The organism is Paenibacillus naphthalenovorans, from assembly GCF_900099895.1.
GTDB lineage: Bacteria > Bacillota > Bacilli > Paenibacillales > NBRC-103111 > Paenibacillus_G > Paenibacillus_G naphthalenovorans.
On the sequence record NZ_FNDY01000035.1, the window covers coordinates 1 to 25,739 of the forward strand.

Below are 25,739 nucleotides of genomic sequence, written 5' to 3' on the forward strand. Positions count from 1 at the left end.
ATACGATTACGTAAACTGGTTTAACAAGTATCGCATTCATGGAACCTTAGGCTATATGACGCCTGTTCAGTATCGCCAAGAAGCCCTTAAAAAAATTGTCTGATTTACTGTTGACAATCCACACCTTAGTTTACAACAGCATGAAACTCATCGTAGTTCGTGTCAGCAAGCAACAAGACATTCAAACAGCATAAAAATAAAAATGCAATGCGATGACATTGGAGTCTTCTGTAACTTTTCAAGCCAATGCATTATGAATTGATTCACTTAACGAAAAACTATGATAACATATCTTCGGCAGGATCAACTCTATACGAATGCTCTGAATTTCGCTTACACTCTAATGCAGGAACCCTTTTTGTAGTTTCACGCTTTCTTCTACCATCACTGTACTGTACCTCTCTCCATTCCACTGGTTTATTATAATATTTCATCTTCCCCCCACATTGAGGACATTTATCAATATGTATTTTCTCTAATGTCAATCTTTTACCATAACCACTGATTGCAAAATTAAAAAGCAGAGGGTACCTCGTTTGACTTTTAGCAATTCTCCTAAGACTAAGAAAAACCACAAATAAGATAGTCAGTATTACAAATATTATTAAATAAATCTGGATTTCAAAACCTACTGATGCCTTCAGAGTTCCATTAAAAACATTCAGACCACTTTTTACTATTTTACTACCGATAGGAAGCAACCCTCCAATTGCAATGGCAAAGCTAATCCATGATAAAACAGCCATAGTAAATGGGCTTCGCCATTTTGGTTCTGGCGTATATTTTGCCTCTTGAAGATAAGTGTTTGGTATGTTGTTAATTATATCTCCTGCAGCAATTTGTGTTGGTCCATTAAAATTTGTTTTTTCATTAAAGTTATTTTGATTAATATTATTTTGGATTTTCCCCATATTTCCCTCACTTAGTTTTATTTATTTATTTCTTTGAACTGTATTTCTTTGTTTTATATTTTGTGACCTGCTAAGTTTGCAAAAACCATCAGCCCTCCCAAGAGGCTTATGCAGGTCTTTGGTTAATCTGTTCAATGATCTTAGGATGGATGTAGGAGCAACCTGTAGCCCCGACTTCACTCTATTCGATGAGATAGCTGGTCACCAAGCGAATGTAGGCGTCCCGGCCGTTCTTCCGTTTAGTCAATTATTTATTTAGAATGATAAAATACCCATGATGCTAGAATTACTTCTATAGACCCGGTACAAAGTCCTGCAAAATTTTACAAATAAATCTTTCAATTGCAACCGACGACAGGTTCGAATTCGACCAGCCGATCGCGTGGGATTTTGATCTCCTGATCGCCGTGCCATTTTATTTATATTAGAATCTGCACTGTGAATTAAAGTTTTTCTACAATCAGGGTATACGGGCTAGTTCACTTTGTTGCTCAGTAATCTCTATAGCACTTGCAACGCTCCATACTTTTCATTTCAAAAATCACAACATTGATGTTTCACTATGCGAACCTAATATCCTCCCAAAAATAGCAAAATCAGAACTTAAGACAGATACTCGATTGAAGTAGCAGTATTGTTAAAATATCATATTGCAAAACAAAAGCCCTCTCACAAAGGATTGGGCTTTTGATATAGGTAAATGTGGCTCAGAGATATTACTTCTTAATAAGCAACACACAGCACTCCACATGCACCGTATGCGGAAACATATCCACAGGCTGCACCTCCACCGTGCGGTAGCCCCCGTCCTCCAGCACGCGCAGGTCGCGCGCCAGCGTTGACGGGTTGCACGAGACGTACACCACGCGCTCGGGGCGCATCGCGACGATCGTCTCCAGCAGCGCGGCGTCGCAGCCTTTGCGTGGCGGGTCGACGACGATGACGTCGGGCGTCACGCCCTGCTGCTTCCACGCGGGGATGACGGCCTCCGCCGCGCCGACCTCGAACTCCGCGTTGCGCACGCCGTTCAGCAGCGCATTGCGCCGCGCGTCCTCGATCGCCTCGGGGACGATCTCGACGCCGTAGACCTTGCCTGCGCGCTGCGCCAGGAAAAGCGAAATCGTGCCGATGCCGCAATACGCATCGATTACGATTTCCTCACCGGTCAGCTGCGCGTACTCCAGCGCTTTGCCGTACAGCACTTCCGTCTGCACCGGGTTGACCTGATAGAACGAGCGGGCGGAGATGGCGAAGCGGATGTCTCCGATCGTATCATAGATCACATCGCTGCCCCACAGCACCTTCGTCTCGCTGCCGAAAATGACGTTCGTCCGCTCCATGTTCACATTTTGGCATATGCTGCGGACGCCTGGGATCTCTTCACGGATCAAGCCGACGAGCTCGTCCGCGCGGCTGATATCCTTGCCGTTCGTCACCAGGACGACCATGATCTCGCCCGTATTGAAGCCGCAGCGGGCGATGACGTGGCGCAGCAGGCCTTTGCCGCTCTCCTCGTCATAGGGACGGATGCCGAGCTCGCGGGCGATGCGTTTGACGGCGGCGACTACCGTATCATTGTTCTCATGCTGGATGAGGCATGCCTTCATGTCGATGATGCGGTGGCTGCCTTGGGCGTAGAAGCCTCCGACCAGACCGCCCTCTTCACTGCCCAAACCGATGGGCACCTGCGCTTTGTTGCGGTAGCGCCACGGGTCGGACATGCCGAGGGTGGGATGAACCGCCACACCCTCTTCCTGTTCCTCCCCGGCCACCTGCAGCTTGCCGATCCGCGTCAGGTTATCGATGACAAGCTGCCGCTTCCAGCGCAACTGCGCCTCATAGCTCAGGTGCTGCAGCTGACAGCCGCCGCACTGCTTGTAGATCGGGCACGGCGCGTCGACACGGTCAGGGCTGGCCTCCAGGATCTCGAGCAGCTTGGCGTAGCCGTACTGCTTCTTGACCTTCAGCACCTTGACCCGTACCCGCTCACCCGGCAGGGCGCCATGAATAAAAAGGGTAAAGCCGTCCACACGGCCTACCCCTTCCCCGTCATGCCCGAACCCGACCACGTCGGCAATGTATTCTCCGTTCTTTTCCACCGGCACACCCTCTGGAGGTTGTTCCCGGCGTTGATTGTTCTTCTTTCTCATGTTAACCTCACAGGCTCATTTCTTCTTCTAGCGTTCATACCTTGAATACCTTGACCATCCCTAACTAGCGGCTCTAACCGCAGTCCCAGCCAGCGTCGGCTTCCGGGAGATGATCAAGATTCATGCTCTTCCTCTTTATGCCCATCTGTTCCGGGCTTTTGCTTCCACGGAAGCTTAATTTGCAGCGTATGCGTCTTATAGGTGGACTGGCCTGTCTCATCGACGAAGATGTCCAGGTGCTGCGGCAAATTGGTAAATACGCACGGCAGTGTGCCGCCGAATTCTCCGTCGAGGTTCAACTGCACGTAATCCGGTGAGGTGACTTGAATTTGCCGCGTCTGCAAATAAATCACGTTCGGATCGGTGATATGCTCGCCGCGCAGTGCCAAGGAGACGACACGGATGAACTCCGCAAGGTTGCATTTGCGCAGGATCAGCACGTCGAACAAGCCGTCGCTTAGGGACGCGTCCGGTGCCAGGCGCTCGAACCCGCCGACGGAGTTGCTGTTGGAGATAAGGAACAGCATCACTTCCTCGTGCAGTTCGACCTCCGCGGTCTTGATGTACAGCTCGATCGGCCGCAGCCGCGGCAGCTTCTCGAGCCCTTTCATATAATAGGCCAGCTGGCCGATCATCGTCTTCAGCTTGCTTGGCACCTCGTAGGTCAGCTCCGTCAGCGACCCGCCGCCGGCAATGTTGATAAAATAGCGCTGATTCACCTTGCCCACGTCGATCACGCGCGTATGCTGGCGCAGGATGACGTCCACCGCACCCTCCCAGCTGCGCGGAATGTTCAGCGCCCGGGCAAAATCGTTCGTCGTCCCCAGCGGCAAAATCCCCAGCTGAGGTCGGTACTCTTTCTCCGCTATTCCGTTGATCACCTCGTATAGCGTACCGTCGCCGCCCGCCGCGATGACGATGTCGAAGCCTCTTTTTACCGCATCGGCCGCCGCCAGCGTGGCATCGCCTTCGCCGGTCGTCGCATGGGTGCTGGTCTCCAGCCCGCCCCGCTCCAGCCGCTGCAAAATGTCCGGAAGCCGCTTCTTGATTTCCTCACGGCCCGACGATGGATTATAGATCAGTCTTGCTCTTTTGGTCTGTCCTGCCATTTCTCTCTCACCTGTTTGCTTCAGAATCAAACCGAACAGAGTCTCCTGCTGCCCTGCCTTGTATAAAAGGCTCTGCCTGCCGCTCGATCCACCTCGAGATCCCCGAATGCGGAAGCAGCGCTTTCCCGTTGTACCTGTATTCATAACCGTTCAACCGTTCGGGAATAACCTCCCCGGTAAAATAGCCCTCGCTTAGAAAAAGCGGCGCTACGATAACCGTATGCTGCGGTTTACTCCTCAACCACCGGTTCATTTTATGCGGAATTTGATCCGGGAGCAGCATCGCAACATCCGCCTCGTCAAAGCCGCCGAGCGCCTGAAGCCGCATGGCCAGCTTTTCCAGCCCTCTTTGCCACTGAAGATGGAACCCTTCCTCGATGCTTCCGTGTCCGACGAGCAGCAGAATCTCCTTTTGCGGATCGGACGATAATGCTTTGATCTTGGAATAAAGGACATCGGCAATGATCGGATCGTCATCAATGGGCGATGTAAAGTGGATTCGTGCCTTCACCGCAAACGGCCTCATATCCGTCGGCAGCAGCGGCTTGTCTTTCACCCCGAGCGCGTAGCTGATTTCATCGATATGCGTACTGCCGGAGGATACAAACAGCGGGACCGTGATAATATCCGTAACGCCGAGCGCTTCCAGGTGCGTGATTCCGTCCTGGATGAGCCGCCCTTCCACAATTTCCAGAAAGGAGGAGTACACCGGTATGTCTTCAGGCACGTGAACCGCCTCAACCGCTTCATCCACAAGCCGAACCCAGTCCTCGCTCCGGGACCCGTGACTAATGACTAATATCCCGTATTTTACCAAAACCTATCCCTCCTTGCCAAAAAAAGCTGCGCACATACGGTCTTCGCACTAACAAGATTATCTGCTTATGCGCATCTTTTCAATAACAAGAAAAATCCTGCTCGGCCCGTCGGGCGAGAAGGATTCGTGCGCTCATTCGTTTAACTCGGAGCCAGCATCTCCGTTACGGCAGTTCAAATTTCCAGCTTGATGGAACCCTTTCTTCACCGACAAAGCGTACACGGAGCGGATAAAAGGCTTCCTCCCGGTGAGCGATTAGCGCCCCAGACGCTCCAGCGCCATTTTGTAGCCGTCATTGCCATAGTTAAGGCATCGCTTAACCCGGGAGATCGTCGCCGTGCTGGCCCCGGTTTCGGCTTCAATCTGATTATAGGTGTTGCCTTTGCGCAGCATCCGCGCCACTTCAAGCCGCTGGGACAAGGATTGTATCTCATTGACCGTGCACAAATCGTCAAAAAACACATAGCATTCTTCTATATCCTTAAGTGTCAAAATCGCCTCGAACAGTTGATCAATCGCTTTATCGTTTAATTTTTTTAATTGCATGGCATTTTCAACCCCTTGATGGTCTGCTTCTATTCGTATGGACGCATATCTATATATTCGACGCGCGGGGAGCGAAATCCTCCCTTTAGATTAGCAAAACGTTACTATTTTTATGCGGTAGTGGACTAAACTGAAGTTAGGCAAAAATCATCGGCAGCGTGACAGGAGTCCAATCCATCCATTCGCCTATAACATACAGTATACTAGGAAAACGTTGATAGGTAAAAGTCCGGCCTGATGAATAATGCGACATTACTATGAACAAAAAGGGTTGTGAAGCCATGAGTTATCAAAGACAAGGGATTGGAAACCGGGGTGTAAGCCACTATGCGCATCCGCTGCGTCGCCCTTCCTATCCTGTACGCACACGGAGCGTTACTCAGGGCTCCGAGTTACCAGGCGCCTATTCCAATTATACAGGGTTTTCGGGTTACCCGGGATTGGGGGGCGGAAGCTCGCTTCCCGTGCAAGCGCCGGCTGCCGTACCCGAACCGTCCTCCGGGGGCGGCCTTGCTTCATTGTTTGGCGGAGGAAGCGGCAGCGCTTTGGGTACCGGCAGCGGCTTTAACCTCGGTCAGCTGAAAAATATAGTGGATCGGCTGGGCGGCATTGAAGGCATTATGGATACGTTCGGCAAAATACAAAAGATGGTGGAAAGCCTCAATCAGATGTCACCCATGATCAAGCTGCTGATGGGCGCCTTTAAAAAGAAAAAGTCGAACGATACAAGCAGCGGCAGAGTTAAGCCAAGACGCAGAAGACGGCGTAACCGCCGAGACCGCAGGCAGCGTAACCGCAGGTAAACAAGAAGACCGGATGTTCACCAGGCCTGCAGGGCCATCCGGTCTTCTTGCTGTGACAGCAAGAATATCGGCCTGCCTCCCCCCAACTTTTACCAGATATAACGTCCTCATATACAAATAAGGCCGATACCCGGGCCGGAGAAGAATCGTTTCCTTCCGGCGCGGATATCGGTCCATGAATGATTATATAATGACTGTTTTCACTGAAGAAGAAATCGGCTGCGAATCGGTTGACGACGTTCCCCGGCCTACACAGTCGCCGGATGGACATTCGCTGTAATATACGGTGACTTTACGCGTTTCCTGTGTCCCTATGATTTGTTGACAATGCTTGCACAGAATCGTTCCCAGATGCAGTTCGTTTACACCAACGCTTCTTTCCACGACTCGACACGCTCCTTATTCATAGATTCAGAAACAGTAGAAGCCAAATCCATGACACGGCTCGCATAGCCCCATTCATTGTCATACCAGGCGAGCACTTTAATCTGATCAAATGCCGTCATGATCGATCCTCCGTCGATGACGGCGGACTTATCGCATCCGATAAAATCGGAAGAGACAAGCGGTTCGTCGCTGTATCCGAGAAACGGCGCCATCGGCCCTTCGGCCGCTTCAATGAAGGCCTTTTGCACCTCTTGGACATCGACCGGACGTTGAACCTGCACCGTAAGATCGACCAGCGATACATCCGGTGTCGGAACCCGGACCGCAATGCCGTTGACTAGCGGAGCCAAATGCGGAAGCACATCGACAAGCGCTTTGCCGACGCCCGTGCTGGTCGGAATGATCGATTGCGTGCAGGCGCGGGCCCGGCGCAAATCTTTATGTGGATTATCCATATGCCTCTGGTCGTTCGTGTATGAATGAACCGTTGTCATCCAGCCGCTTTTCACCTGAAACGCCGAATCCAGCACATGCAGCACGGGTGCCACACAGTTGGTCGTGCAGGATGCGGCGGACAGCAGCGTATGCTTCTCGGCATCGTATTTATCGTCATTGACGCCCATCACGACCGTCAAGTCCATCCGTTTCCCCGGTGCGGTAATAATGACCTTGCGGGCGCCTGCGTTCAAATGCTTCGTTGCACCCTCTTTATCGTTGAACTTCCCCGTTGCATCTATTGCAATGTCTACACCGAGCTCTTTCCAAGGAATCGCGCCAGGGTCGCGTTCAGACACGATCCGTATGCGGCGGCCGTTGATGATCAGCTCATCGCCTTCCTCACGCACTTCCGCTTTCCAGGTTCCATGTACTGTGTCATATTTTAACAGGTGAGCAATGGTATCGGCCGGGTATATGGAATTGATCGCTTTCAGTCCCATGCCGTCTTCACTCCGCTCGAAAGCGCGTCTGATTAAAAGCCTGCCGATACGTCCCACCCCACTAATGCCTAACGTCCCTGCCATGCCATTCCCTCCAGTGCGATTTGTCTTTTTTACTCCTGTATATAATATATATCATATAATTAAATAAGACACAATATATAAATTAACCAAGAGTATATGACGCAATGAAATCCTTTCACCCGCCCATTTTGATCAGCAAAAAAAACATACTGATACACGAATTAACAGATCAGTATGTTTCATTTATCTTTCGTACCCTTTGTTTCCTTAAAGAAATCACAGTATATGGTTTAACGGTTTCAAATCATCCGTTAGAGAAAGTGTACGATTCAAAAACTAATGTTTTTATAATGATCTCCAATGGTGAAGTGATAGGATTGGACAATTAAAGGAATGGACTTAGTGTGATTTATATTAATGCAGATCCATATTGATACTGCGGATCATTGAGGCTGCACTTGTTCCTCAACGATCCGCAATAACAACACCAAGCAGCTCTGTAAGGTACTCTCCAGTGAGATATATTAAACCGGGGATTTCTCTTTGATCGCTTCCAAAGGCTTGTGGTTGCCGTATTTCGGATATTCCCGGGTCGTTGGCGCGGCCCACTGCACACCGTTGCGGATGACTCGGCGTACCTGCTCGTTGAAGTAGGTCGGATACGTTTCGTGCCCCGGACGGAAGTAGAAAATTTTACCTTGGCCGCGGGAATACGTGCAGCCGCTGCGGAATACCTCGCCGCCCTCGAACCAGCTCACCAAGATCAGCTCGTCAGGCTGCGGTATGTCGAAGTGTTCGCCGTACATTTCCTCCTGCGGCAGCTCAAAATATTCTCCGATGCCTTCTGCGATCGGGTGTCCCGGAGAAACGACCCAAATGCGCTCCTTCTCCCCGGCTTCGCGCCACTTCAGGTCGCAGGAAGTGCCCATCAGCTTTTTGAACACTTTCGAGAAATGGCCGGAGTGCAGAACGATCAGCCCCATGCCGTGCAGCACCCGCTGATGAACGCGGTCGACAATGGCGTCTTGAACCTCGTCGTGCGCTTTGTGCCCCCACCAAATCAGGACATCGGTATTGTTCAGCTTCTCCTCGGTCAAGCCGTGCTCCGGCTCATCCAGCGTCGCGTAAGCGACTTCAAAATCGGTTCCCAGGCCTTCGCCGATCGCCTTATGAATACCTTGCGGATAGACCGCCCGGACTTTTTCGTTCTCCAATTCATGACGGAATTCGTTCCAAACGGTAACTCTAAGCTTTTGACCCATCGTGGTTCCCCCCAAGCATAATAGGTTTCATTACTATTCAGTATAGTGAATCAACCGCTCAAAAGATATGCTCAATCTTGTTTCATCGTTATGCAAAAGTGTCATCACAACTTGATTCGTGGTATACTAGATGCTGATAAGGCTTAAAGGCATAAATCTATGCCTATCCAAAAATGGTTTATCCAATGAATGGAAAAAAGCGGGGTGCACATTCGTACTATGGAAACTGCCGTCGGGCTGAGCAAGGAAATCATAAATGGAGAAGCCATGAACATCGATGCGATTAACGAGGAAGTCGTATACCAGAATCCCCTGCTGTTCTTAAAAATATGGGAGATTCAAGTCGGCTCCCCCTATTTCGGCATCCCGGAAACGTGGCCATGGCACTATCATAAAGAGGTGGAGTTTCTTGCGGTAACGGAGGGGCATCTCGGCATTCAAACCAAGCACGACTATTATCTTCTCGGCCCCGGAGACGTGCTGCTGCTTGGCTCTTCGCAGCTTCATCGCACCCATAAGAACAGCTCCGAAGGGCTTCGTTATGTCGTATTCCAGGTCGATTTGTCCCAGCATTTCGATCAAAGCACGATGCCTTATTTACACTGCTTCTCGGAACTGACGCAGCCGCTGGGGACGCTCAATTATATCTTCCGGGAGAATGCGGCGGCCCGTCAAGAGGCGTTCGCCTTAATTACCGATATCTTCGGCGAATCCCAAACCCGGCAGCGCGGCTACGAGATGGCCATCAGCTCGGCCATTAAGCGGCTGATGCTCCTGATGATGCGCAGCGATACCCGCGGCGTGCTGCGCGGCTCCGATGAAAGCGGGCTGATGCGTCTGCGGCCTGCGCTCGATTATGTGGACCGCCATCTCGGCGAGAGGATTGCCGTTGAAGATGTGTGCAGCCTGCTGAATTTGAGCTACCATTATTTCATTAAATATTTCAAAAAAGCGATGGGACTTTCGTTCGTCGATTACGTCAACTACAAGCGCGTCAAAAAAGCCGAGCGCCTGCTGCTTACCCGCGATCTCAGCATCATGGAGGTCGCCTTTGAGGTCGGGATCCCGAACATGGCGCAGTTCTACAAGCTGTTCAAGCGCCACAACAACTGCTCCCCGAAGGAGTTCAGGCAGCGCATGCGCGGCGGCGCAGGCCTCGGCGGCACCGCCGTGCCCGCTCGGGCGTAGCCCCGTTGTTTGATAATCGAGTAGGAGAGGGCGGCTAACCCCCGTCCTCTCACCTATGAAAACATGCAAGTCCCTTGTTCAAAAAATATGTATTGCTTGATTTGGATCGAAAAATGGCAATAACAAACTGGACCGGGCTATTTTCGTTTTTTGACCCTGCCTGCATTTTCCCTGGCTTGCTTTTCAATCATGCTGAATAGCTCATCCATGGAAGCATCATACTCTGCGGCTTGCTTTTGCATCTTCTTAAGCTTTCTCTCCAGCAAGTCCTTCCGCAGATCCCTATATTCCTCTTGCCTAACCAACACAGCCCTTGATTAGGCAGGAATACTTGGAACCAGTATCCGGAAAATCCGATTTTATGCCTGATCTGAAATACGCTGCTTGCCAACTACAGGGGCGGCGCTTCATTCCCCGGCTTGGATCAATGCGCGCTGCCCCGCTTCCTGCAGCTGCTTCAGCGCTTCATCCAGCGTAATCCTACCGCCCAGCACGGCCTTGGTCTGCCGAACAGCCAGCTGGTAGAACGATTCCTGAAACGCCGCCGGCTTCAAGGGGTCACTTACAACGCGAATGGATTTCCCCCCATGCTTGCCGATGCTGCAGGAGATCCGGAGGACTTCTCTTGAATCGGCTTCACGTTGGACTCCGTCTGATTCTCCGCCTTGCCGTTTTGCTCCTTCATCATGCTGTTGCCCTCGAATATTCCCCCTTCCTCAATGATAAAAGAAGGGGCGCTTATATTGCCGTACAGCTCTCCCTTTGAAGTAATCGTAATTTTTCCTTTTGCTTTTATATTCCCGTGAACGATCCCTGCAATCGTAATATCTCTTGAGGAGATGGACGATTTCACAGTCGCCTTTTCCCCTATCGTGACGTCGCCCTCGGACAAAATATCGCCCGTTAGCTGGCCTTCGATTCGAACGCCTGCGGCCGAAGTAATCTTCCCTTCAAATATCGTTCCCTCACCGATAAGCGTATCCATCGTATCCGGATTAAGCGATTGCTTCTTTGCTTTAAACATCTGACGATCTCCTCTCAAAAGTGTATACCATTTATTTCAAATACGGCCGGGGATCTATGCTTTGGCCTTGCTTGATCACTTCATAATGCAGGTGGGCTCCCGTGCTTCGACCGGTGGAACCGACCTTTCCGATCCGATCGCCCTTGGCCACCTTGTCACCCTCGCTTACCAGAATTTGATTCAAATGCATATATGAAGTACGGATACCGCCGGTATGGTCGACGATAATAAAATTGCCTTTGCCGCTGTCATATCCGGCCGATACCACGGTACCGTCCGCGGTAACCACGACCTCTGTATTCACGGGAGCGGCAATGTCCATTCCCGAATGAAAGCTTAACCGGTTATTAAACGGGTCCTTGCGGTAGCCGAAGGACGACGTCACATTTCGGGATTCCACCGGCCATATGTTTGGCGTTATTCTCCACAGCCGCTGCTTCCGCTGCAGCTCCTCACGTGCGGCAGCGAGATGATTTTTCAGTTCGCCGGCCTGTTCCGATAAGCCTTCGAATTCGGCCGAAGTATCATCTGAAAGCTTGAGAATCTCGGTTGCCTCTACAGGAATCATGATTCCTCCTAACCCTGTTTCCCCTTGAACAACAGCGCTTTCCTGATCGTCCGTCCCCTTTGCTGCAACCGGTTCCTTTACTGGTGCGGAAGCACCGCCCGTGATCGATCGCAGGTCCTTTTCGAGCTTCATGACTTCTTCCATCTGTGTCTTCACTTCTTTGGCCTGTTCGGACAAAAGTACGACTTCATTCTGCAGCTTCTCAATCATTTCGTTTTTGTCGGCCACGATCTGGTCGTAATGCTGCATTTTATCGTTTAAATCCGCTTTCAGCCGCTCATTAACCAGTTCAGACCGCAGATGCAGGCTTTGCATCGCCAGAGTCCAGCCAATCAAGCCTATCAACAGCAGTGCGGCAGTATAGAGCACCGCATGGGTGAAACGCAGCTTAACGACAGCGCGTTGGGCGTTTTCCGGAATAATAACGAATGTCAGTTTTTTCATACCCCACTTGAATTTCATAGTAGCCTCTCAGTCTTTGGGTTTATTTTCCATCGAAAGCACTACTGCAATTATTCTCCAACCGGGTGTAAAAAACCTTCATTTTTTGTCGAAAATCCGAAAAATAGGTAAAAAGTTGCAGAGGAATTCATTGATTTAACTCGAAATTTAGTAGGTATATGGAAGTGGTAATCATTTGAAAGTATTTTTAAAGGGGGGAATTCGATCCGTGAAGATAGCCGGAATTGATTTGGGCAATGACAGTATAAAAGTCGTTCATGATGGTTCTCGTGAACCAGTAATCGTGCCGAACATTGTGACACCGGGGTACGAAAGACATATTTTGCAGGAGGAGGATTCGCCGTTAAAAGCGTTGGACGTCACCGTCTACAGTCCTTCCCTGACCCATAACAACCGCCGCTGGTTCGTTGGTTTGCTGGCCTCGGAATTGGAAGACAATATCGAGCTTGAGGATATGGACAACAAAGCGTTGTCCGACCAATCGCTCGTGGTCGCTCTGACCGCATTGGCTTTCACCGGCATTACCCATTCATCCTACCAAACCTCTTCCTTTTCGCAGACGGATGAGCTGGAATACGTCATCGGCACAGGTCTGCCTGTCCGTACATACACCAGGTTTCGCGAGCAATTCGAGCAGCGGCTTGTCGGAGAACACGAAGTCATGTTTATGTCTACTCCGCAGCTTCGGGGCCGTAAGGTGAAAATCCGCATACGCAAAGCAGTGATATCGATCGAAGGAGCGGCTGCGCTATTCAATCTGGCTACTCAGGAAAACCTCCAGATCCAGAACGAAGAAATTTATAACGGGGTTATAGGGGTATGTGAAATAGGAGCCTTGACCACCGATTTGCCCGTGATCCGGCGCATGAACATCGACAACCATTTCAGCTACGGGGAGCAGATGGGATTAGCGGGTTATTTGGATCTGATCATCCGGGAGGTCGAGGACCAGTTCGGCTATACGTTTCCGAGCCGCGCCAAGCTGTCCCAACGCATCAAGCTGCAGAATTATGTCATTCAACGTATCGGGGAAGGGCAGAGCAGCATTAAACCCATTGTGGATACTTATTTTAGCCGTGCGGCCCAACGTATCGTGGATTTAATCAAGAAACGATGGAAAAAGTGCCCTGATATTCAATGCTTCTATGTCATTGGAGGCGGTGCGGCCGCGCTCAAGCCCTATCTGATCGATGCCGCGGGACCGATCAAGCTGCGTTTTGTGCAGGACAGCGAGCTGCAAAATGTGTATGGTTATCTAAAGGTGGCCAAAAACCGTGTGAATCAGTCCCTGACCACAGATACAGCACAGTAAAATCTGAAAAGGTGCTGCATTTCCGGGATTGTCCCGGCATACGACGCACCTTTTTCAACCTCCGGACCGTTCTCCCGTTCCAGGCTCGATCATGCTCCATCAGGGCCGCCAAGCGCTTCTCTTAACAGCCCGCCTGCAACGGCAGCGTCGTACCTTCCAGTTCAAAGGAGCCTCCGGCATTTCTTTGAATAACGTGGCACAACGCCTCGCGAGTCTTGCCAAAGCTGTTTAATACCGCAGCACGCCTACCATTCTGTGACTGTGCCGTCCTCGTTCCTCCAAACCGGATTGCGCCAACGATGACCGGCAGCCGCCATCTCACGCACCTTCGATTCGTTAATCTCCACACCGAGTCCGGGGGCGGCAAGCCGTCGGACGAAGCCGTCCTGATAGTGGAACACGGCCGGATCTGTTAAATAATCCAGCAGGTCGGAGCCTTGATTGTAATGGATGCCCAAGCTCTGCTCCTGGATAAACGCATTCGGCGTGCAAAAATCCAACTGCAGCGATGCAGCCAGCGCAATCGGACCAAGCGGGCAGTGCGGCGCAACGGCAACGTCGAAGGCCTCCGCCATCGCCGCGATTTTGCGCACCTCCCATATCCCGCCGGCATGACTGAGATCCGGCTGGATGATATCGACGCCTCCCTGCATGAGCAGCCGTTTGAAATCCCAGCGTGTATACATGCGCTCGCCTGTTGCAATCGGTATGCTGACGCCCTTGGTTATTTCGGGAATCACCTCATTGTTCTCGGGGAGCACCGGCTCTTCGATGAACATCGGCTTCAAAGGCTCCATTTCCTTGATCAGCACTTTGGCCATCGTTTTGTGTACGCGACCGTGGAAATCGACGCCGATGCCTTTGTCCCAGCCGATGGCTTCACGTACAGCGGCCAGCCGTTCCACTGCCTCCTGCACCTTCAGCGGCGAATCGATCCACTCCATCTCCGCCGTACCGTTCATCTTGACCGCGGTATACCCTTCGGCCATCTTCTTTCTGGCCTCCTCCGCCACATCGGAAGGCTTATCGCCTCCGATCCAGGCATAGACACGCATTTTATCCCGGACCGGACCGCCAAGCAGCTCGTACACCGGCACACCCAGCCGTTTGCCCTTAATATCCCACAGCGCCTGTTCAATACCGGAGATGGCACTGGTCAGAATCGGACCTCCCCGGTAAAAGCCGCCCCGGTACAGCACCTGCCACAGATCCTCGATATGTCCCGGATCTTTGCCGATCAGATAATCGCTCATTTCCTCCACTGCGGCGCGCACCGTATCGGCCTTCCCTTCCACGATAGGCTCTCCCCATCCGACAATTCCGTCATCCGTTGTTACCTTCAGAAACAACCATCTCGGCGGTACTTGAAACAGCTCCATGGATTTGATGATCATAAAAAGCTCCTCTCCCCTGTTCATAAAATGTCCAGCATTCGGTCATCCGGTCCAAACGTCCTGGCGAAACCCTGTCAGCATATCTTCCAAATGGCTTTTCATCAGCGTTCTCGCCTGGGTAGTATTGCGCTGCGCAATAGCCTGCGCGATCAAATGGTGATAGGAGGCCGCCTTCTCGTCCATCCCCTCCCATTTCATCGAACGCCGGCGGCTGTCCGTCAGCAGGTCGCCGATCAGCTCGAGCATGTGAAACATGATTTCATTATGTGAGGCTCTGGCAATCAGCTCGTGAAACAGCAAATCCTCTTTAAAAAAATCCTGCTTCTTGCGTATTTTCTGCCGCATCGTTTCGGCCGTCCGCACGATCTCGTCCGCCTCGGTATCCGTCGCCTTCTCTGCGGCCAGCGCAGCAAGCTCCGGCTCAATGATCAACCTGGCCTCCGTCAGCTGCAGCATCGTCGCCTTCTCCAGGAAATCTAGCGTCCTTCCGCCTTCGGCCCCGGTCACATCATTCTCAACGTAAGTGCCCCGCCCCTGCTCTACTCGTAAAATTTTCTGCTTACCGAGAATCCGCACGGCCTCCCGAACAGACGAGACTCCGACGCCGAGCTCTACTGACAACTGCTCCAGCGGTGGAATTTGCTGTCCAGGCTTCCAGACGCCACTCTTAATTTTTCGTTTAATTTCATCGTAAACGGTTTCATAAGTTAGTTTTTTTGACATAACCCAATTCCTTATCCCTCCAATATTCATCTGATGTTTATCATTATATTACCAAAACATCTGATGATCAATTTTTTTCGCAGCAAAAACCTGCTTCCTCTTTATAAACCCTGTCGTTCAAAGTAAACTGGAAAGACAGAGGCAATCCGATGTACTCTCTCGACGTCTTTGGAATGCGTTGTTGAACCGGTACCGCCGGAAGATCGTCAAACATTTGAGGTGGCAGCTTTGGATTCGAAAGCAAATTTTGAATATTTGAAGCATTTGTCGGAAAGCTCGGATCCGAAGGCGATTCTGCATGAGTTGATGACGGCTTACGGCAAAGACGTATGGAACTATGCTTACAGCATGACCCGAAAGCGGGACCAGGCAGACGATATCACCCAAGAGGTGTTTATTAAGGTATACCGCAATCTTTACACATTCCGCTGCGAATCCTCCGTCAAAACATGGCTGCTTGCCATTACACGCAATATGACGCTCGATTACCTGAGATCGGCCTTTTACCGTAAAGTCACTTTGGTCGATTTCCTCACTTCTTTCGGCGAACAGGCAGCCGATTCTCAGCCGGAAAAAGAGGTCGTAGAGCGTATGGCCATTAACGAGATGTGGGAAATGGTGCTGAAGCTGCCCGTCAAATACAGAGAAGTGCTGATTCTTTATGCCCATCATCAGCTGTCCATGAAGGAAATAGCGGAGGTGCTGGGCGTCAGTGAAGGAACGGTCAAATCGAGGCTTTTCCATGCACGAAATAAAATTTCCCGGATGAAGGAGGATTGGAATCTTGGATCCGATGGACAATGAGCTTAAGATAAAACTGGCTGAGGGACCGCTCGGGAGGGAGGGCTTTACCGACGGCTTAAGACAGCGTATCGAAGCACGCATAGAAGAGGAAGGCAGCAGACCGAAGCCGCGGAAGACTGGGTTCGTCGCCGCCTGTGCCCTGCTTGCGGTCACGGTTATGCTCCTGTTCGTCGACGGAGAACGGCTGTCCTCTCTGCTGCGCATAAACCAATCGACGTACGATGAGCATTCGCAGCATGCCGCAGCGCCCGTTAAGGAAAGCTGGGAAGCTTCCATCCGTTCCGCTCTGCTGCTCGGTTTGCGTACGGACCTTCCCGCGGCCGGGAGCCAGGGGGAATACAGCACTTACCGTACCGTACTCATCGCCCCGGAGCACAATCGGCTGCAAAAAACCGCAGAAGGCGCAGGCATTCTTATGCCTTACAAAATGGACTTCTGGAAAATAGGGGGCCAGCGGATAGCCAACGAGGAGAAAGAGGCCTGGACCATTACCGCATCCAAAGCGGCGGCCAATCCGGCATTCGAGGATGAGCAGGTTTCCGCATTGGTTTCCGCCAAACCGGTTAAGCTGTCGGAGAAGCTCCTTTTTGCCGGGAACCGGTATATTACCGTAGCTCAAACCGTGCAATCCCGGGATCCTGCCTCCGGGAAGGCCGTCCAGTATGAATACGTTTGGGTCAAGGAGCTGCTGCAAATCGCGCCTACGAGGAAGGAAATATCGCTTACTCCGCTGGAAGAGCCCCACGTGTCGCTGCGCGGGCTGCTGGCCGCCTATGCCGAGCCGATCATTCAGGAGCTGAAGCCGAGGCTTCCCGTTCAGCCAGGGGAATCCGGCAGAGCTGCCGGAGCCGTGGATCTCTCGGGGGAAAGCTGGACTATCGTCCGCAAGCAAGGGCGGTGGATCGCGCAGCTGGCCGATTACGGTTCGGCGGAGAATCTTGATGGTAAGATCGGATACCGTTTGAAAGATGTGCCGATGGAACTGCCTGCATCTGTCGTCTCTCATGACGAGCTGGCGGTATCGTGGAGTGAAATCAAGCGGCTGCAGCCTTCGGCTGTCGACGTCTTTACTTCGCCAAAGCACGATTTTGTGGCAGTAGTCACGGACAGAAACATCATTATATACCCTTATATCGACCAGCTGATTCCGTCGCAGCTGATGACGATCCCGCTCCAGCCGAATGAATCGGTCGTTATGGCGCAGTGGGCGACGGACCGGTATGTCGAGTCCTGGAAACAGCAGGTGAAAGCCTTTTTAGAGCCGTAACGTAATCAAAAGGGCAGCGGCTACGGCTGCTGCCCGTAATTCACATGACTTTCAAACGATGGCGTATCGGGCACGATCATGATATGCGTCTGTCCCTGCTGCAAAACCGCCTCGCGGCCTAGATCCAAGAAACGGATCGGGTCGCTTTCTTTATCCCGTTTCCACTCCACCTTCTTCACCTTGCCCCGTTCAAACAGAAGCGCAGGGCCAGTCCCGATCAGTTTGACGTCGAGTCTTCCCTCGCTGTCCAGTGTCCGGTGTCTTGTCCCCATGACAACCACATTGGCCGCGGACAATTGTTCTTCGTTGTTCAGATCGATATGCTGCTTGCCGTTGATCGACCGTTTGTACAAACCGCTTGTCTGGTCAAATTCATAGGTCACCTTATAGCTTTGCATCAGAAACGTAATGTCTACCTTTGGCGCATCCTGCGCATCATTGGCCATGGCCGGGACGGCATCCGCATCCTTCTTCACAAAGCTGTACGCCGGTTGGGCGAGGGCATTAGCGGTAAAGCCTCGTTCCTGAGCAGTCTCCCGTATTTTCTCCAGGTCCGTATACAGATTATGTGGGGCCTTTCGGGAACGCTCCCTCCAAAATGCGGCACCTGCGTTCGTAATTTCATCCAGCGCGTGGATGCGCTCTTTCTTCAGCTTTGAATAACCGTCAGGGCTTCCGCCCGCATGGACTTGAATCGCTCCGAATGATTTTCCGATCTCGATAAAATAAGGACGGATGCTTCGCACCGGTCCGACGGGATCCTTAGACCTGCTGCTTTGGAAAATGCCGACGATCCGGGTAATTTCCCCTTCGGCCAGCACCTCAAGCAGCATATCCGCTTGCGTCAGACCGCTTTGAGGCCTCGCCTGAGGGGCGTTGTTGATCATGACCATGATCGGTCTGTCCTCAATTTTCCTGTCGCTCGGCAGCCCCGTCAAAGGCGCCTGGAAGGCAGGTTCCGCTTTTGGAGGCGGCACTTTCGGCTCCACGACGACTGGCTTGACGGTTTCTGCCGGCGGATTCCCGGAGGTCTGGCAGCCCGCCGCTGTCAAGGCCAACCAGCCCGCCAGCAGCGCCATTCCTCCTTTCCGTCCCATGCGGCTCCATTTTTGTTTGCATTGCTTTGGTTTCAATTAACGTCACCTCATCTGCTTGTCCTCTAGTAAACTATATTCTATTAAACCTGTTTTTAGAATCCTTTTTTTTCAAATTAAGACAAAAACCACATCTTCCTTATATTCCATATCGGATGATGTGGCTCTTGGTTTCCTATATTTTTTCTTTTATGAAGCCGGTTCTTAACGTAACCCGGTCCCCGCTCCCACGAAAAAACCCGGCATTCCCATGATGACATGGAAATGCCGGGTTTGTTGTCCATCCGCTGAACCTCTTACAGCTGCTCCCGTACCCAAGCCTCCAGCTCGGCCAACGGTCTGAAGCCTATGTTCGTTCCAACCTCGACGCCGTCTTTGAACAGCTTCAAGGTCGGAATGCTCATGACTCCGTAGTTTCCGGCCGTTTGAGGATTGTCATCGACATTCACTTTGGCGATCGTAACCGCATCTCCAAGCTTTCCGTCAAGCTCCTCAAGCACCGGCGCGATCATTTTGCAGGGTCCGCACCAAGGCGCCCAGAAATCAACCAATACTACGCCTTCTTTTATGGTGTCTTTAAATTGTACGTCATTCACATTAACAATAGCCATGAGAATCCACTCCTATTCTATAATTTTGAAAATAAATAACGTAGTTATAGAGCATTTATTCCCCAACTCGCTGTTAATTCAAACGGGACGGGCGCTGCAAAAGAAAGTCCGTATCCATACGGTTCTGTCCCGACCGGTTCTCCGCCTCAACGGCGGCGGCTGCGGTGAGCTTGCCGCTCAGCTCCGCGAACCATTCCCGATCCCTGGTCATCAATGCGATTTCGATCAGCGAGCGCAGGGCAGCCTCGCCGGACGGCTCGTACTCGGACATCTTGGCGACCTTGGAAAGCTTGGCCTCGGCCCAATCTCCGATGATTTCCGGACGGTCGCATTGAGTGATCCGAACCTTGACCAGGCCATTACCTTCCACCGACTCCACATACCCGATAAAGCGTTCGTCCTCCAGCGTCGTACCGCTCACCCAATCGCCTTCGTTCACTTTCACATCATAGATTGAAGCCATACCAATCCCTCCTATGATCGATAATCTGCTACAAATTAAGTAACAGTTTGTACATAAAGCCGCGCTTACGTTTTCCCGCTCTGCACTTCCCGAATCCGGTTCAGCACATCATGGATCGTAACGCGGGACAGAAAGGCCAGCATCTGCTCCTCAGCCTCAGAGAATATTTGGTCCATCACGTCGGCCATATTGCATGCAATCATGCAATCCTCCTCCTCGTTCCCCGAGCACCAGGAAGGCTTGAGGGAACCGATCGAAGTAGCACGATAGATTTGCGCCAAAGTGACCTCAGCCGGGTTGCAGTTTAAGGCATATCCGCCTCCGGTGCCTTCCTTCGTAGCTACATAGCCTTGCTTCTTCAAACAGCTCATCACCTTCCGCACGCGGGCGGGATGAGTGCAGACATTCGCCGCAATCATATCGCTGGTGGCCATATGATCCAGCCGATAAGCAAGCAGCACCAGACTGTGTACCGCAATCGTAAATTCACTGTTCACGTCTGGTCTCCTCCTCTTTCGTCTTACTGTTATTATAATTATTACAGATTAACCTGTCAAGCAGGCTCCTCCCCTGCTTAACAAACGTGAAAATAGCCGTTCCCGCTTGATGCGGAAACGGCTTTGGCAGAAAAGCGGCTTATTGATACATGCTGCCGCGGGCAAAGCTGGATTGCTGAGGCTGCAGGCTCACTGTGCTCATTTGTGCGATCGATTGCTCTGCTTGATGACACATTTGCGAGATCTGCTGCATTTGTTGAACCGCCGTTTGGTGACCCTGCAGCGCCGTTTGAATCAGCTGAGCCGCCTGACGCTCCCGCTGGGCAAGCATTTCCAGCTGCTGCGCGTTCTGCTGCTCCTGCTGCAGCAGTCTTTGGTAATTCATGCTCGCTTGTTCTGTTTGCTGGATCAGCTGCCCGATGATGTGCTGGCATTGGTTCAATTGGTTAATGACATTGTGCATATCTTTGCATCCTCCTTGGGTTATAAAGTGGGCTGTTGTAAATTCCCATCCTATTGTGCTTTAACCGCCCGAAGGTTATGCAGGCCTAAAGAAAAAAACCGGCTCCTTCCCTGTCGGTAAGAGCCGGTCCGGTTTCATTGGCTTATGGTTGAATATCGTAGAATTTATACAAATCGTCCAGCAAAATGTTCGCGGCCTTCACCCCGCCGGCGGTGTTCCAGGTCACGTCGTTTACTTTAAACGCTTTGCCGTTCTTCACTACGTTCAAATTTTTCCATAACGGATCGTTGGTCCATTCCTGTTCCTGGTTGCTTCCCTTTCCGTCTCCGGTCTCATAAGTGAAATAGAACAATCGATCGGCGTCCACTTCCGGCAGACGCTCTTTGTTAATTTCAATTGCGAACGTTTCTTTATCCTTAAATTCAGTACGTGCAATGCCAATCTGCGAGAAAATGATTCCCGTAAACGTATCGTTCAGGTAAATTCTGGTTTTCCCCGCCATAAAACGAACGACAGACACTTTCTCCTTCAGCTTATCTCCGGCTTTCGATTTAAAGTCTTCGATCCGTTTGTCGAAGGCTGCGATGATTTTATCGCCTTCTTCCTTCTTGCCCACGGTTTCAGCATACAGCTTGAAATTGTTTTTCCATTCGCCGCGCAGCGTTTCAGAGAATACCGTCGGAGCGATCGCTTTCAGCTGTTCGTAGACTTTCTCCTGACGCATTTTATTGCCGATGATCAGATCCGGTTTAAGCGCGGCGATCATCTCCAGATTCGGCTGGCTTTCATCACCGACCACTTGAACGCCTTCCATGTCGGCTTTAATATGATCATACCAAGGTTTTCCGGTGAAAGACTTCACCGCGCCTACCGGCTTGATTCCCAATGCCAGCAGAGCTTCGGTTCCTTCATTTGTGAGAATGACGATCTTCTTCGGGTTTGCCGGCACCTCGGTTTCGCCCATCGCATGCTTGATTTTACGCGATCCTTCTGTTGTCCCCGCCTGTGTCCCCGCCTGATCCGCAGAAGGCTTGGGCTCGGCCGACTGCTTCGCCCCGCAAGCGGTTAACCATACGGTCATGAGCAGCATTGCAGCGAGAAATATCGCCGTTTTCCATTGAAATGATTTGCGTGTACTAAACATTGACTGGACCTCCCGGAAATTGAACAATGATGATAATGATTATCAATAACAAAGTAAATCATAATGGGGTATTCAAATATTGTCAATCTTTTTTTGATAATGATTCTCAGAATCATTGACAGCTGATAATGATTCTCATACAATGAGTTTAGTTCATTATTCTTGCATCATTCCTAAACGGATCAAAAGGTAACCTTACAACAGAGAGCAGGCTAATTTTTCATGCGCAAAAAACTTCATACTAACCTTTCCTTCAAAATCGGCGGTTTGGCTGCAGCCCTGCTGCTGCTCGCTGCATTTATGCTGGCAAGCGTCATGTTCGGCGTGAACCATTATTCATGGGACACCATCGTAGCGTCTTATACGCAGCCTGACGGTTCGAATGATCATCTCATCATCCAAACGTCCAGGATTCCGCGGGCGCTGATTGCCGCCATCGTCGGGGGGAGTCTTGCGGTGGCCGGAGCCCTTATGCAAGCGATCACGCGCAATCCTCTCGCTTCTCCAAGCATCTTCGGCGTGAATGCCGGTGCCGCTTTTGCTATCGTACTATCGGTCGCTTTTTTTGATGTGTCCGGCTTATCGCAATTTGCTTGGATCGCCTTTCTCGGGGCCGCCGTCAGTTCATGCGCCGTTTATTTGTTAGGTTCCGTAGGCAGGGATGGCTTGACGCCGATCAAAATAACGCTTGCCGGGTCAGCCATTACGGCTTTGTTCTCCTCGCTTACGCAGGGAATCCTGCTGGCGGACGGCAAAGCATTCGATCAGGTACTCTTCTGGCTCGTAGGCTCTGTCGCCGGACGGACGATGGAAATGCTGCTTTCGGTGCTTCCTTATATGCTCATCGCATTGGTCGGCGCACTGCTGCTGTCTCCCCATATCAATGTTCTGACAATGGGCGAAGACGTCGCCAAAGGCTTGGGGCAGCATACCCTGATCATCAAAGCCTCGGCGGCCGTCGTCATCGTTTTGCTTGCCGGTGGTTCCGTCGCAGTAGCGGGTCCTGTTGTGTTTGTCGGCATCATCGTGCCGCATATCGTCCGCTATCTCGTTGGCATCGATTACCGCTGGGTCCTTCCTTATTGCGCGGTGCTGGGGGCTTTGCTGCTGGTCGGCGCGGATATCGGCGCGAGGTTTATCGTCATGCCGAAGGAAGTACACGTCGGGGTAACCACTGCATTGATCGGCGTTCCCTTCTTTGTGTATATTGCACGCAAAGGAGGTCAATGGAGATGAGCGAAACCAAAAGCAAATACATTTCCGTACGCAGTAAGGCGTATTCTTTTCTGGTCAGCAAAAAAGCGCTGCTCGTAACATCGGTCTTGTTCCTCGTTACGATCTTGGTGATGATTCTCAGCACAGGCATCGGAAGCGTATATGTCACGCCGGCGGATGTCGTCCGTTCTGTTCTCGGAATCGGAGCGGATACTAACGACACCATCATTCGCTCCTTGCGTTTGCCTCGCGTCGTCATTGCCGTCCTGATCGGGGCCTCGCTTGCAGTATCGGGCGCTATCCTCCAAGGGGTGGTACGCAATCCGCTGGCTTCCCCCGATACGATCAGCATCACCGGCGGAGCTACGTTCGGAGCCGTTTCGTTTTTTTTCTTTTTATCCGAGAGAGCAAGTATTCAATGGCTTCCTTTAACCGCGATCATCGGAGCGTTTCTGGCAACGGTCGTCGTGTACTTACTCTCGTGGAAAAACGGCGGAGTCACCCCGCTTCGCCTTGTGCTCATCGGAATCGGGTTCACGGCGGCCATGAGTTCCTTATCTTACATGCTGATGATTTCCGCCCCCATCGTGATGGCGAATCAATCACTTACGTTCATGACCGGGAGCATTTACGGGGTTTCTTGGGACGGAGACGTGCTTCCGCTTCTGCCTTGGGTAACGATTCTGCTGCCGGCGGTATTCATTTACTCCCGGCACGTCAATATTCAAGAGCTCGGCGAGGATGTGGCGCGCAGCGTCGGCAGTTCTGTGCAGCGGCAGCGTATGCTGCTGATTTTGCTCAGCGTCGCGCTGGCCGGTGCGGCCGTTGCATTCGGCGGGGCCATCGGCTTCATCGGATTGATGGCGCCGCATATGGCACGCAAACTGGTGGGACCGGCTTTTGGCGCTTTGCTGCCGGTGTCGGCGCTGATCGGAGCGCTCATCCTGCTGCTGGCTGATCTTGCAGGACGTTCGCTATTTACGCCGCTGGACATTCCTGCCGGAGTGTTCACCGCCTGCATCGGTGCACCTTTCTTTATTTATTTGTTATATCACAGCCGCAATCGCGGATAATTGAATATCCACAATCTCTTTGCCAAAAAAGCGAATGAAGGAGAAGATTCCTATGACCGCCATTCAATCGAACGACCTGTGTCTCAGCTACGGTGAAACTTGTATCTTCCAGGACCTGAACATCTGCCTGCCCAAAGGAAAAATTACCGTATTTATCGGCAGCAACGGCTGCGGCAAATCGACGCTGTTGCGTTCGCTCGCCCGGCTGTTGACGCCGAAAAGCGGCCAGGTGGTACTGGACGGCAGCGATATCGCTACTTTGAAGACGAAGGAAGTCGCACGGCGAATGGCTATGCTCCCGCAAGGTCCGTCGGCTCCGGAAGGACTAACTGTGCTTCAGCTCGTCAAGCAAGGACGGTATCCGTATCAGAATTGGCTGCAGCAGTGGTCGAAAGAAGACGAATCGATGGTTCAACGGGCGCTGGAGCTCACCAACATGAAGCACCTTGCCGAACGTTCCGTCGACTCTCTGTCCGGCGGTCAAAGACAGCGCGCATGGATCGCCATGACACTGGCTCAAGGGACTCCGACCATTTTACTCGACGAACCAACAACGTACCTTGACCTTGCTCACCAGATTGAGGTACTCGACCTGCTGTTCGATCTGAACGTACGGGAGCGGCGCACCATTGTCATGGTACTGCACGATATCAATCTGGCTTGCCGGTATGCGGATAATATTGTGGCCATCAAGGACCGGAAGGTATGGGCGGAAGGACAGCCGCAGGACGTGATCACCGAAGAACTGATTAACAGTGTGTTCGATCTGGAATGCCGTATTATCGAAGATCCGTTGTTCGGCACCCCGATGGTGGTTCCTTACGGCAGCGGCAAACAGCCAGGACAGCTTCATGGCGCTTCAGATACGGAGACGCCTGCCGCATTAGTGGTATAACAATTCAAACGCTGAGCTCTGCGATGAGTCTCAGCGTTTTTTATTTTGCGTATCCTTGATGACCTTGGACACAGTTGGGAAAAATAAAAGGAGATCTTGAAAGGAGCGTGTCCCAAGCAATGCATTCGTTCATGTATTTCATGCAGCACCACTGGCTATCGGTTGTGCTGATCACCGGGATTGTCCTTGCCGCCGTGTTCGTGTATAAATACTGGGATCATATCGTCATTAAGGGCAGCGGCAGAAAATGAGCCGCCGGAGTTCCCGGGCTTATAGCCCCCGGCCATAAGCCCTTTATCCGAATGAAGTCACACCGGTAACTAATTTATGTACGGCGGCCGCGGCAATACATCCGATCAGCAGGCAGTAGAACAGCTTGACCATGAGCCTATCCGTCCTGTCCTCCACCGACATATATCCGTTCATGGTCAGCACAAAAATCGCCGTCAATGCAAATAACATAATGCTTTCTCTTTGCTTTGAACCGCTGATGAAGCTGATTAGCAAATGGAAACAGATCAGAGAAATAAATAACTGATTGAAAATGCCTCGAGCCTTTTCTTTTTGCCTGTTCAAAGAGGAAATAGAAAAGAAA

Annotated in this window: 30 protein-coding genes; 10 read left to right on the forward strand and 20 right to left on the reverse strand. The window is 51.5% G+C overall.

All coding sequences use genetic code 11. The annotated features are described in order from the left end of the window. On the forward strand, positions 1–103 hold a 103-nt coding region (locus tag BLT35_RS27980; RefSeq protein WP_139170847.1), incomplete at its 5' end, for an IS3 family transposase. 175 nt (positions 104–278) lie between these two features. On the opposite strand, the gene BLT35_RS22195 is transcribed toward BLT35_RS27980, so the two are convergent. From BLT35_RS22195 to BLT35_RS22215, 5 genes are all read right to left on the reverse strand, one after another. After that, positions 279–911 (reverse strand): ABC transporter permease, encoded by a 633-nt coding sequence (locus BLT35_RS22195; RefSeq protein ID WP_074729796.1) that lies wholly within the window; start codon positions 909–911, stop codon positions 279–281. A 716-nt stretch (positions 912–1,627) separates the two neighbouring features. Continuing rightward, positions 1,628–3,061 (reverse strand): 23S rRNA (uracil(1939)-C(5))-methyltransferase RlmD, encoded by a 1,434-nt coding sequence (gene rlmD, locus BLT35_RS22200; RefSeq protein WP_083351377.1) that lies wholly within the window; start codon positions 3,059–3,061, stop codon positions 1,628–1,630. A 113-nt stretch (positions 3,062–3,174) separates the two neighbouring features. Continuing rightward, on the reverse strand, positions 3,175–4,170 hold the full coding sequence (locus BLT35_RS22205; RefSeq protein WP_054820255.1) for a diacylglycerol kinase: 996 nt from the start codon (positions 4,168–4,170) through the stop codon (positions 3,175–3,177). 7 nt (positions 4,171–4,177) lie between these two features. After that, positions 4,178–4,987 carry a sirohydrochlorin chelatase gene (locus tag BLT35_RS22210; protein ID WP_054820254.1) on the reverse strand — a complete coding sequence of 270 codons (810 nt, stop codon included), beginning with the start codon at positions 4,985–4,987 and terminating at the stop codon, positions 4,178–4,180. A 255-nt stretch (positions 4,988–5,242) separates the two neighbouring features. Next, positions 5,243–5,533 carry a YerC/YecD family TrpR-related protein gene (locus BLT35_RS22215; protein ID WP_062410718.1) on the reverse strand — a complete coding sequence of 97 codons (291 nt, stop codon included), beginning with the start codon at positions 5,531–5,533 and terminating at the stop codon, positions 5,243–5,245. A 281-nt stretch (positions 5,534–5,814) separates the two neighbouring features. Here BLT35_RS22215 and BLT35_RS22220 point away from each other — a divergent pair, with 281 nt between their 5' ends. Then, positions 5,815–6,336 (forward strand): hypothetical protein, encoded by a 522-nt coding sequence (locus tag BLT35_RS22220; RefSeq protein WP_062410717.1) that lies wholly within the window; start codon positions 5,815–5,817, stop codon positions 6,334–6,336. A gap of 183 nt (positions 6,337–6,519) precedes the next feature. Here BLT35_RS22220 and BLT35_RS26575 read toward each other — a convergent pair whose 3' ends face one another. The 3 genes from BLT35_RS26575 to BLT35_RS22240 all read right to left on the reverse strand — a co-directional run bounded on the left by BLT35_RS26575 (position 6,520) and on the right by BLT35_RS22240 (position 8,947). Continuing rightward, positions 6,520–6,720, reverse strand: coding sequence for a GapA-binding peptide SR1P (locus BLT35_RS26575; RefSeq protein ID WP_074729797.1), 201 nt, complete (start codon positions 6,718–6,720; stop codon positions 6,520–6,522). Continuing rightward, positions 6,699–7,745: a type I glyceraldehyde-3-phosphate dehydrogenase gene (gene gap, locus BLT35_RS22230; protein WP_062410716.1), complete on the reverse strand. Its 1,047-nt coding sequence runs from the start codon at positions 7,743–7,745 to the stop codon at positions 6,699–6,701. The genes BLT35_RS26575 and gap overlap by 22 nt, the downstream gene beginning before the upstream one ends. A gap of 464 nt (positions 7,746–8,209) precedes the next feature. Beyond that, positions 8,210–8,947, reverse strand: coding sequence for a ThuA domain-containing protein (locus BLT35_RS22240; protein ID WP_054820251.1), 738 nt, complete (start codon positions 8,945–8,947; stop codon positions 8,210–8,212). Positions 8,948–9,214: 267 nt separating this feature from the next. On the opposite strand from BLT35_RS22240, the gene BLT35_RS22245 reads away from it, so the two are divergent. After that, on the forward strand, positions 9,215–10,135 hold the full coding sequence (locus BLT35_RS22245) for an AraC family transcriptional regulator (protein ID WP_139170848.1): 921 nt from the start codon (positions 9,215–9,217) through the stop codon (positions 10,133–10,135). A gap of 407 nt (positions 10,136–10,542) precedes the next feature. On the opposite strand, the gene BLT35_RS27205 is transcribed toward BLT35_RS22245, so the two are convergent. From BLT35_RS27205 to BLT35_RS22255, 3 genes are read right to left on the reverse strand one after another with little or no spacing between them, the layout of a single operon-like run. Beyond that, positions 10,543–10,689: a hypothetical protein gene (locus BLT35_RS27205; RefSeq protein WP_171006043.1), complete on the reverse strand. Its 147-nt coding sequence runs from the start codon at positions 10,687–10,689 to the stop codon at positions 10,543–10,545. An 8-nt stretch (positions 10,690–10,697) separates the two neighbouring features. Then, positions 10,698–11,159, reverse strand: coding sequence for a bactofilin family protein (locus BLT35_RS22250; protein ID WP_054819458.1), 462 nt, complete (start codon positions 11,157–11,159; stop codon positions 10,698–10,700). Between the two features lie 31 nt (positions 11,160–11,190). Continuing rightward, entirely contained in the window at positions 11,191–12,189 is a 999-nt protein-coding gene (locus tag BLT35_RS22255) for a M23 family metallopeptidase (RefSeq protein ID WP_054819457.1), read from the reverse strand. 208 nt (positions 12,190–12,397) lie between these two features. On the opposite strand from BLT35_RS22255, the gene BLT35_RS22260 reads away from it, so the two are divergent. Continuing rightward, positions 12,398–13,501 carry a ParM/StbA family protein gene (locus BLT35_RS22260; RefSeq protein ID WP_254777638.1) on the forward strand — a complete coding sequence of 368 codons (1,104 nt, stop codon included), beginning with the start codon at positions 12,398–12,400 and terminating at the stop codon, positions 13,499–13,501. Positions 13,502–13,746: 245 nt separating this feature from the next. Here the strand turns inward: BLT35_RS22260 and dgoD are convergent, their stop codons facing one another. After that, entirely contained in the window at positions 13,747–14,895 is a 1,149-nt protein-coding gene (gene dgoD / locus BLT35_RS22265; RefSeq protein WP_062410712.1) for a galactonate dehydratase, read from the reverse strand. 42 nt (positions 14,896–14,937) lie between these two features. Beyond that, positions 14,938–15,618: a FadR/GntR family transcriptional regulator gene (locus BLT35_RS22270; RefSeq protein ID WP_062410711.1), complete on the reverse strand. Its 681-nt coding sequence runs from the start codon at positions 15,616–15,618 to the stop codon at positions 14,938–14,940. A gap of 228 nt (positions 15,619–15,846) precedes the next feature. Between BLT35_RS22270 and BLT35_RS22275 the strand changes: the two genes are divergently transcribed. Next, positions 15,847–16,422 (forward strand): RNA polymerase sigma factor, encoded by a 576-nt coding sequence (locus BLT35_RS22275; RefSeq protein WP_054819461.1) that lies wholly within the window; start codon positions 15,847–15,849, stop codon positions 16,420–16,422. Beyond that, a complete protein-coding gene (locus tag BLT35_RS22280) occupies positions 16,403–17,689 on the forward strand; it encodes a hypothetical protein (protein ID WP_062410710.1) in 1,287 nt (428 codons plus the stop codon). Before BLT35_RS22275 ends, BLT35_RS22280 begins: the two co-directional genes overlap by 20 nt. Positions 17,690–17,709: 20 nt before the next feature. Here BLT35_RS22280 and BLT35_RS22285 read toward each other — a convergent pair whose 3' ends face one another. From BLT35_RS22285 to BLT35_RS22310, 6 genes are all read right to left on the reverse strand, one after another. Further along, complete coding sequence (locus BLT35_RS22285; protein WP_254777639.1) at positions 17,710–18,822, reverse strand: DUF3048 domain-containing protein; 1,113 nt, start codon at positions 18,820–18,822, stop codon at positions 17,710–17,712. Between the two features lie 257 nt (positions 18,823–19,079). Then, a complete protein-coding gene (trxA, locus tag BLT35_RS22290; protein ID WP_062410709.1) occupies positions 19,080–19,394 on the reverse strand; it encodes a thioredoxin in 315 nt (104 codons plus the stop codon). Positions 19,395–19,467: 73 nt separating this feature from the next. Continuing rightward, positions 19,468–19,857, reverse strand: coding sequence for a hypothetical protein (locus tag BLT35_RS22295; protein ID WP_054819451.1), 390 nt, complete (start codon positions 19,855–19,857; stop codon positions 19,468–19,470). A gap of 65 nt (positions 19,858–19,922) precedes the next feature. Next, the gene (locus tag BLT35_RS22300; protein ID WP_062410707.1) at positions 19,923–20,354 is read right to left on the reverse strand and encodes an RrF2 family transcriptional regulator; all 432 of its coding nucleotides are present in this window, start codon (positions 20,352–20,354) and stop codon (positions 19,923–19,925) included. 139 nt (positions 20,355–20,493) lie between these two features. Further along, complete coding sequence (locus BLT35_RS22305; protein WP_062410706.1) at positions 20,494–20,817, reverse strand: hypothetical protein; 324 nt, start codon at positions 20,815–20,817, stop codon at positions 20,494–20,496. Positions 20,818–20,959: 142 nt separating this feature from the next. Next, on the reverse strand, positions 20,960–21,961 hold the full coding sequence (locus tag BLT35_RS22310) for an ABC transporter substrate-binding protein (protein ID WP_062410705.1): 1,002 nt from the start codon (positions 21,959–21,961) through the stop codon (positions 20,960–20,962). A 222-nt stretch (positions 21,962–22,183) separates the two neighbouring features. Between BLT35_RS22310 and BLT35_RS22315 the strand changes: the two genes are divergently transcribed. The 4 genes from BLT35_RS22315 (at position 22,184) to BLT35_RS27370 (ending at position 25,395) form a co-directional block, all read left to right on the forward strand. Next, entirely contained in the window at positions 22,184–23,197 is a 1,014-nt protein-coding gene (locus BLT35_RS22315; protein ID WP_074729800.1) for a FecCD family ABC transporter permease, read from the forward strand. Then, positions 23,194–24,249 (forward strand): FecCD family ABC transporter permease, encoded by a 1,056-nt coding sequence (locus tag BLT35_RS22320; protein WP_062410703.1) that lies wholly within the window; start codon positions 23,194–23,196, stop codon positions 24,247–24,249. Before BLT35_RS22315 ends, BLT35_RS22320 begins: the two co-directional genes overlap by 4 nt. Before the next feature lie 52 nt (positions 24,250–24,301). Continuing rightward, complete coding sequence (locus BLT35_RS22325; protein ID WP_054819448.1) at positions 24,302–25,144, forward strand: ABC transporter ATP-binding protein; 843 nt, start codon at positions 24,302–24,304, stop codon at positions 25,142–25,144. Between the two features lie 107 nt (positions 25,145–25,251). Beyond that, positions 25,252–25,395, forward strand: a complete 144-nt coding sequence (locus tag BLT35_RS27370; RefSeq protein WP_160327411.1) for a hypothetical protein — start codon at positions 25,252–25,254, stop codon at positions 25,393–25,395. Positions 25,396–25,438: 43 nt separating this feature from the next. Here the strand turns inward: BLT35_RS27370 and BLT35_RS27210 are convergent, their stop codons facing one another. Continuing rightward, complete coding sequence (locus BLT35_RS27210; RefSeq protein WP_160327410.1) at positions 25,439–25,606, reverse strand: hypothetical protein; 168 nt, start codon at positions 25,604–25,606, stop codon at positions 25,439–25,441. Positions 25,607–25,739 lie beyond the last annotated feature (133 nt).

Excerpts from the sequence above, each read along its gene's own strand:
- BLT35_RS22245 (WP_139170848.1), top strand. The coding sequence starts at position 9,215 with ATGAACATCGATGCGATTAACGAGGAAGTCGTATACCAGAATCCCCTG.
- BLT35_RS22325 (WP_054819448.1), top strand. The coding sequence starts at position 24,302 with ATGACCGCCATTCAATCGAACGACCTGTGTCTCAGCTACGGTGAAACT.
- BLT35_RS22270 (WP_062410711.1), bottom strand. The coding sequence starts at position 15,618 with ATGTCAAAAAAACTAACTTATGAAACCGTTTACGATGAAATTAAACGA.
- rlmD (WP_083351377.1), bottom strand. The coding sequence starts at position 3,061 with ATGAGAAAGAAGAACAATCAACGCCGGGAACAACCTCCAGAGGGTGTG.
- BLT35_RS22220 (WP_062410717.1), top strand. The coding sequence starts at position 5,815 with ATGAGTTATCAAAGACAAGGGATTGGAAACCGGGGTGTAAGCCACTAT.
- BLT35_RS22320 (WP_062410703.1), top strand. The coding sequence starts at position 23,194 with ATGAGCGAAACCAAAAGCAAATACATTTCCGTACGCAGTAAGGCGTAT.
- BLT35_RS22255 (WP_054819457.1), bottom strand. The coding sequence starts at position 12,189 with ATGAAATTCAAGTGGGGTATGAAAAAACTGACATTCGTTATTATTCCG.
- BLT35_RS27210 (WP_160327410.1), bottom strand. The coding sequence starts at position 25,606 with ATGTTATTTGCATTGACGGCGATTTTTGTGCTGACCATGAACGGATAT.
- BLT35_RS22315 (WP_074729800.1), top strand. The coding sequence starts at position 22,184 with ATGCGCAAAAAACTTCATACTAACCTTTCCTTCAAAATCGGCGGTTTG.
- trxA (WP_062410709.1), bottom strand. The coding sequence starts at position 19,394 with ATGGCTATTGTTAATGTGAATGACGTACAATTTAAAGACACCATAAAA.
- dgoD (WP_062410712.1), bottom strand. The coding sequence starts at position 14,895 with ATGATCATCAAATCCATGGAGCTGTTTCAAGTACCGCCGAGATGGTTG.
- BLT35_RS22295 (WP_054819451.1), bottom strand. The coding sequence starts at position 19,857 with ATGGCTTCAATCTATGATGTGAAAGTGAACGAAGGCGATTGGGTGAGC.
- BLT35_RS22240 (WP_054820251.1), bottom strand. The coding sequence starts at position 8,947 with ATGGGTCAAAAGCTTAGAGTTACCGTTTGGAACGAATTCCGTCATGAA.
- BLT35_RS22215 (WP_062410718.1), bottom strand. The coding sequence starts at position 5,533 with ATGCAATTAAAAAAATTAAACGATAAAGCGATTGATCAACTGTTCGAG.
- BLT35_RS22195 (WP_074729796.1), bottom strand. The coding sequence starts at position 911 with ATGGGGAAAATCCAAAATAATATTAATCAAAATAACTTTAATGAAAAA.
- BLT35_RS22205 (WP_054820255.1), bottom strand. The coding sequence starts at position 4,170 with ATGGCAGGACAGACCAAAAGAGCAAGACTGATCTATAATCCATCGTCG.
- BLT35_RS22310 (WP_062410705.1), bottom strand. The coding sequence starts at position 21,961 with ATGTTTAGTACACGCAAATCATTTCAATGGAAAACGGCGATATTTCTC.
- gap (WP_062410716.1), bottom strand. The coding sequence starts at position 7,745 with ATGGCAGGGACGTTAGGCATTAGTGGGGTGGGACGTATCGGCAGGCTT.
- BLT35_RS22305 (WP_062410706.1), bottom strand. The coding sequence starts at position 20,817 with ATGCACAATGTCATTAACCAATTGAACCAATGCCAGCACATCATCGGG.
- BLT35_RS22250 (WP_054819458.1), bottom strand. The coding sequence starts at position 11,159 with ATGTTTAAAGCAAAGAAGCAATCGCTTAATCCGGATACGATGGATACG.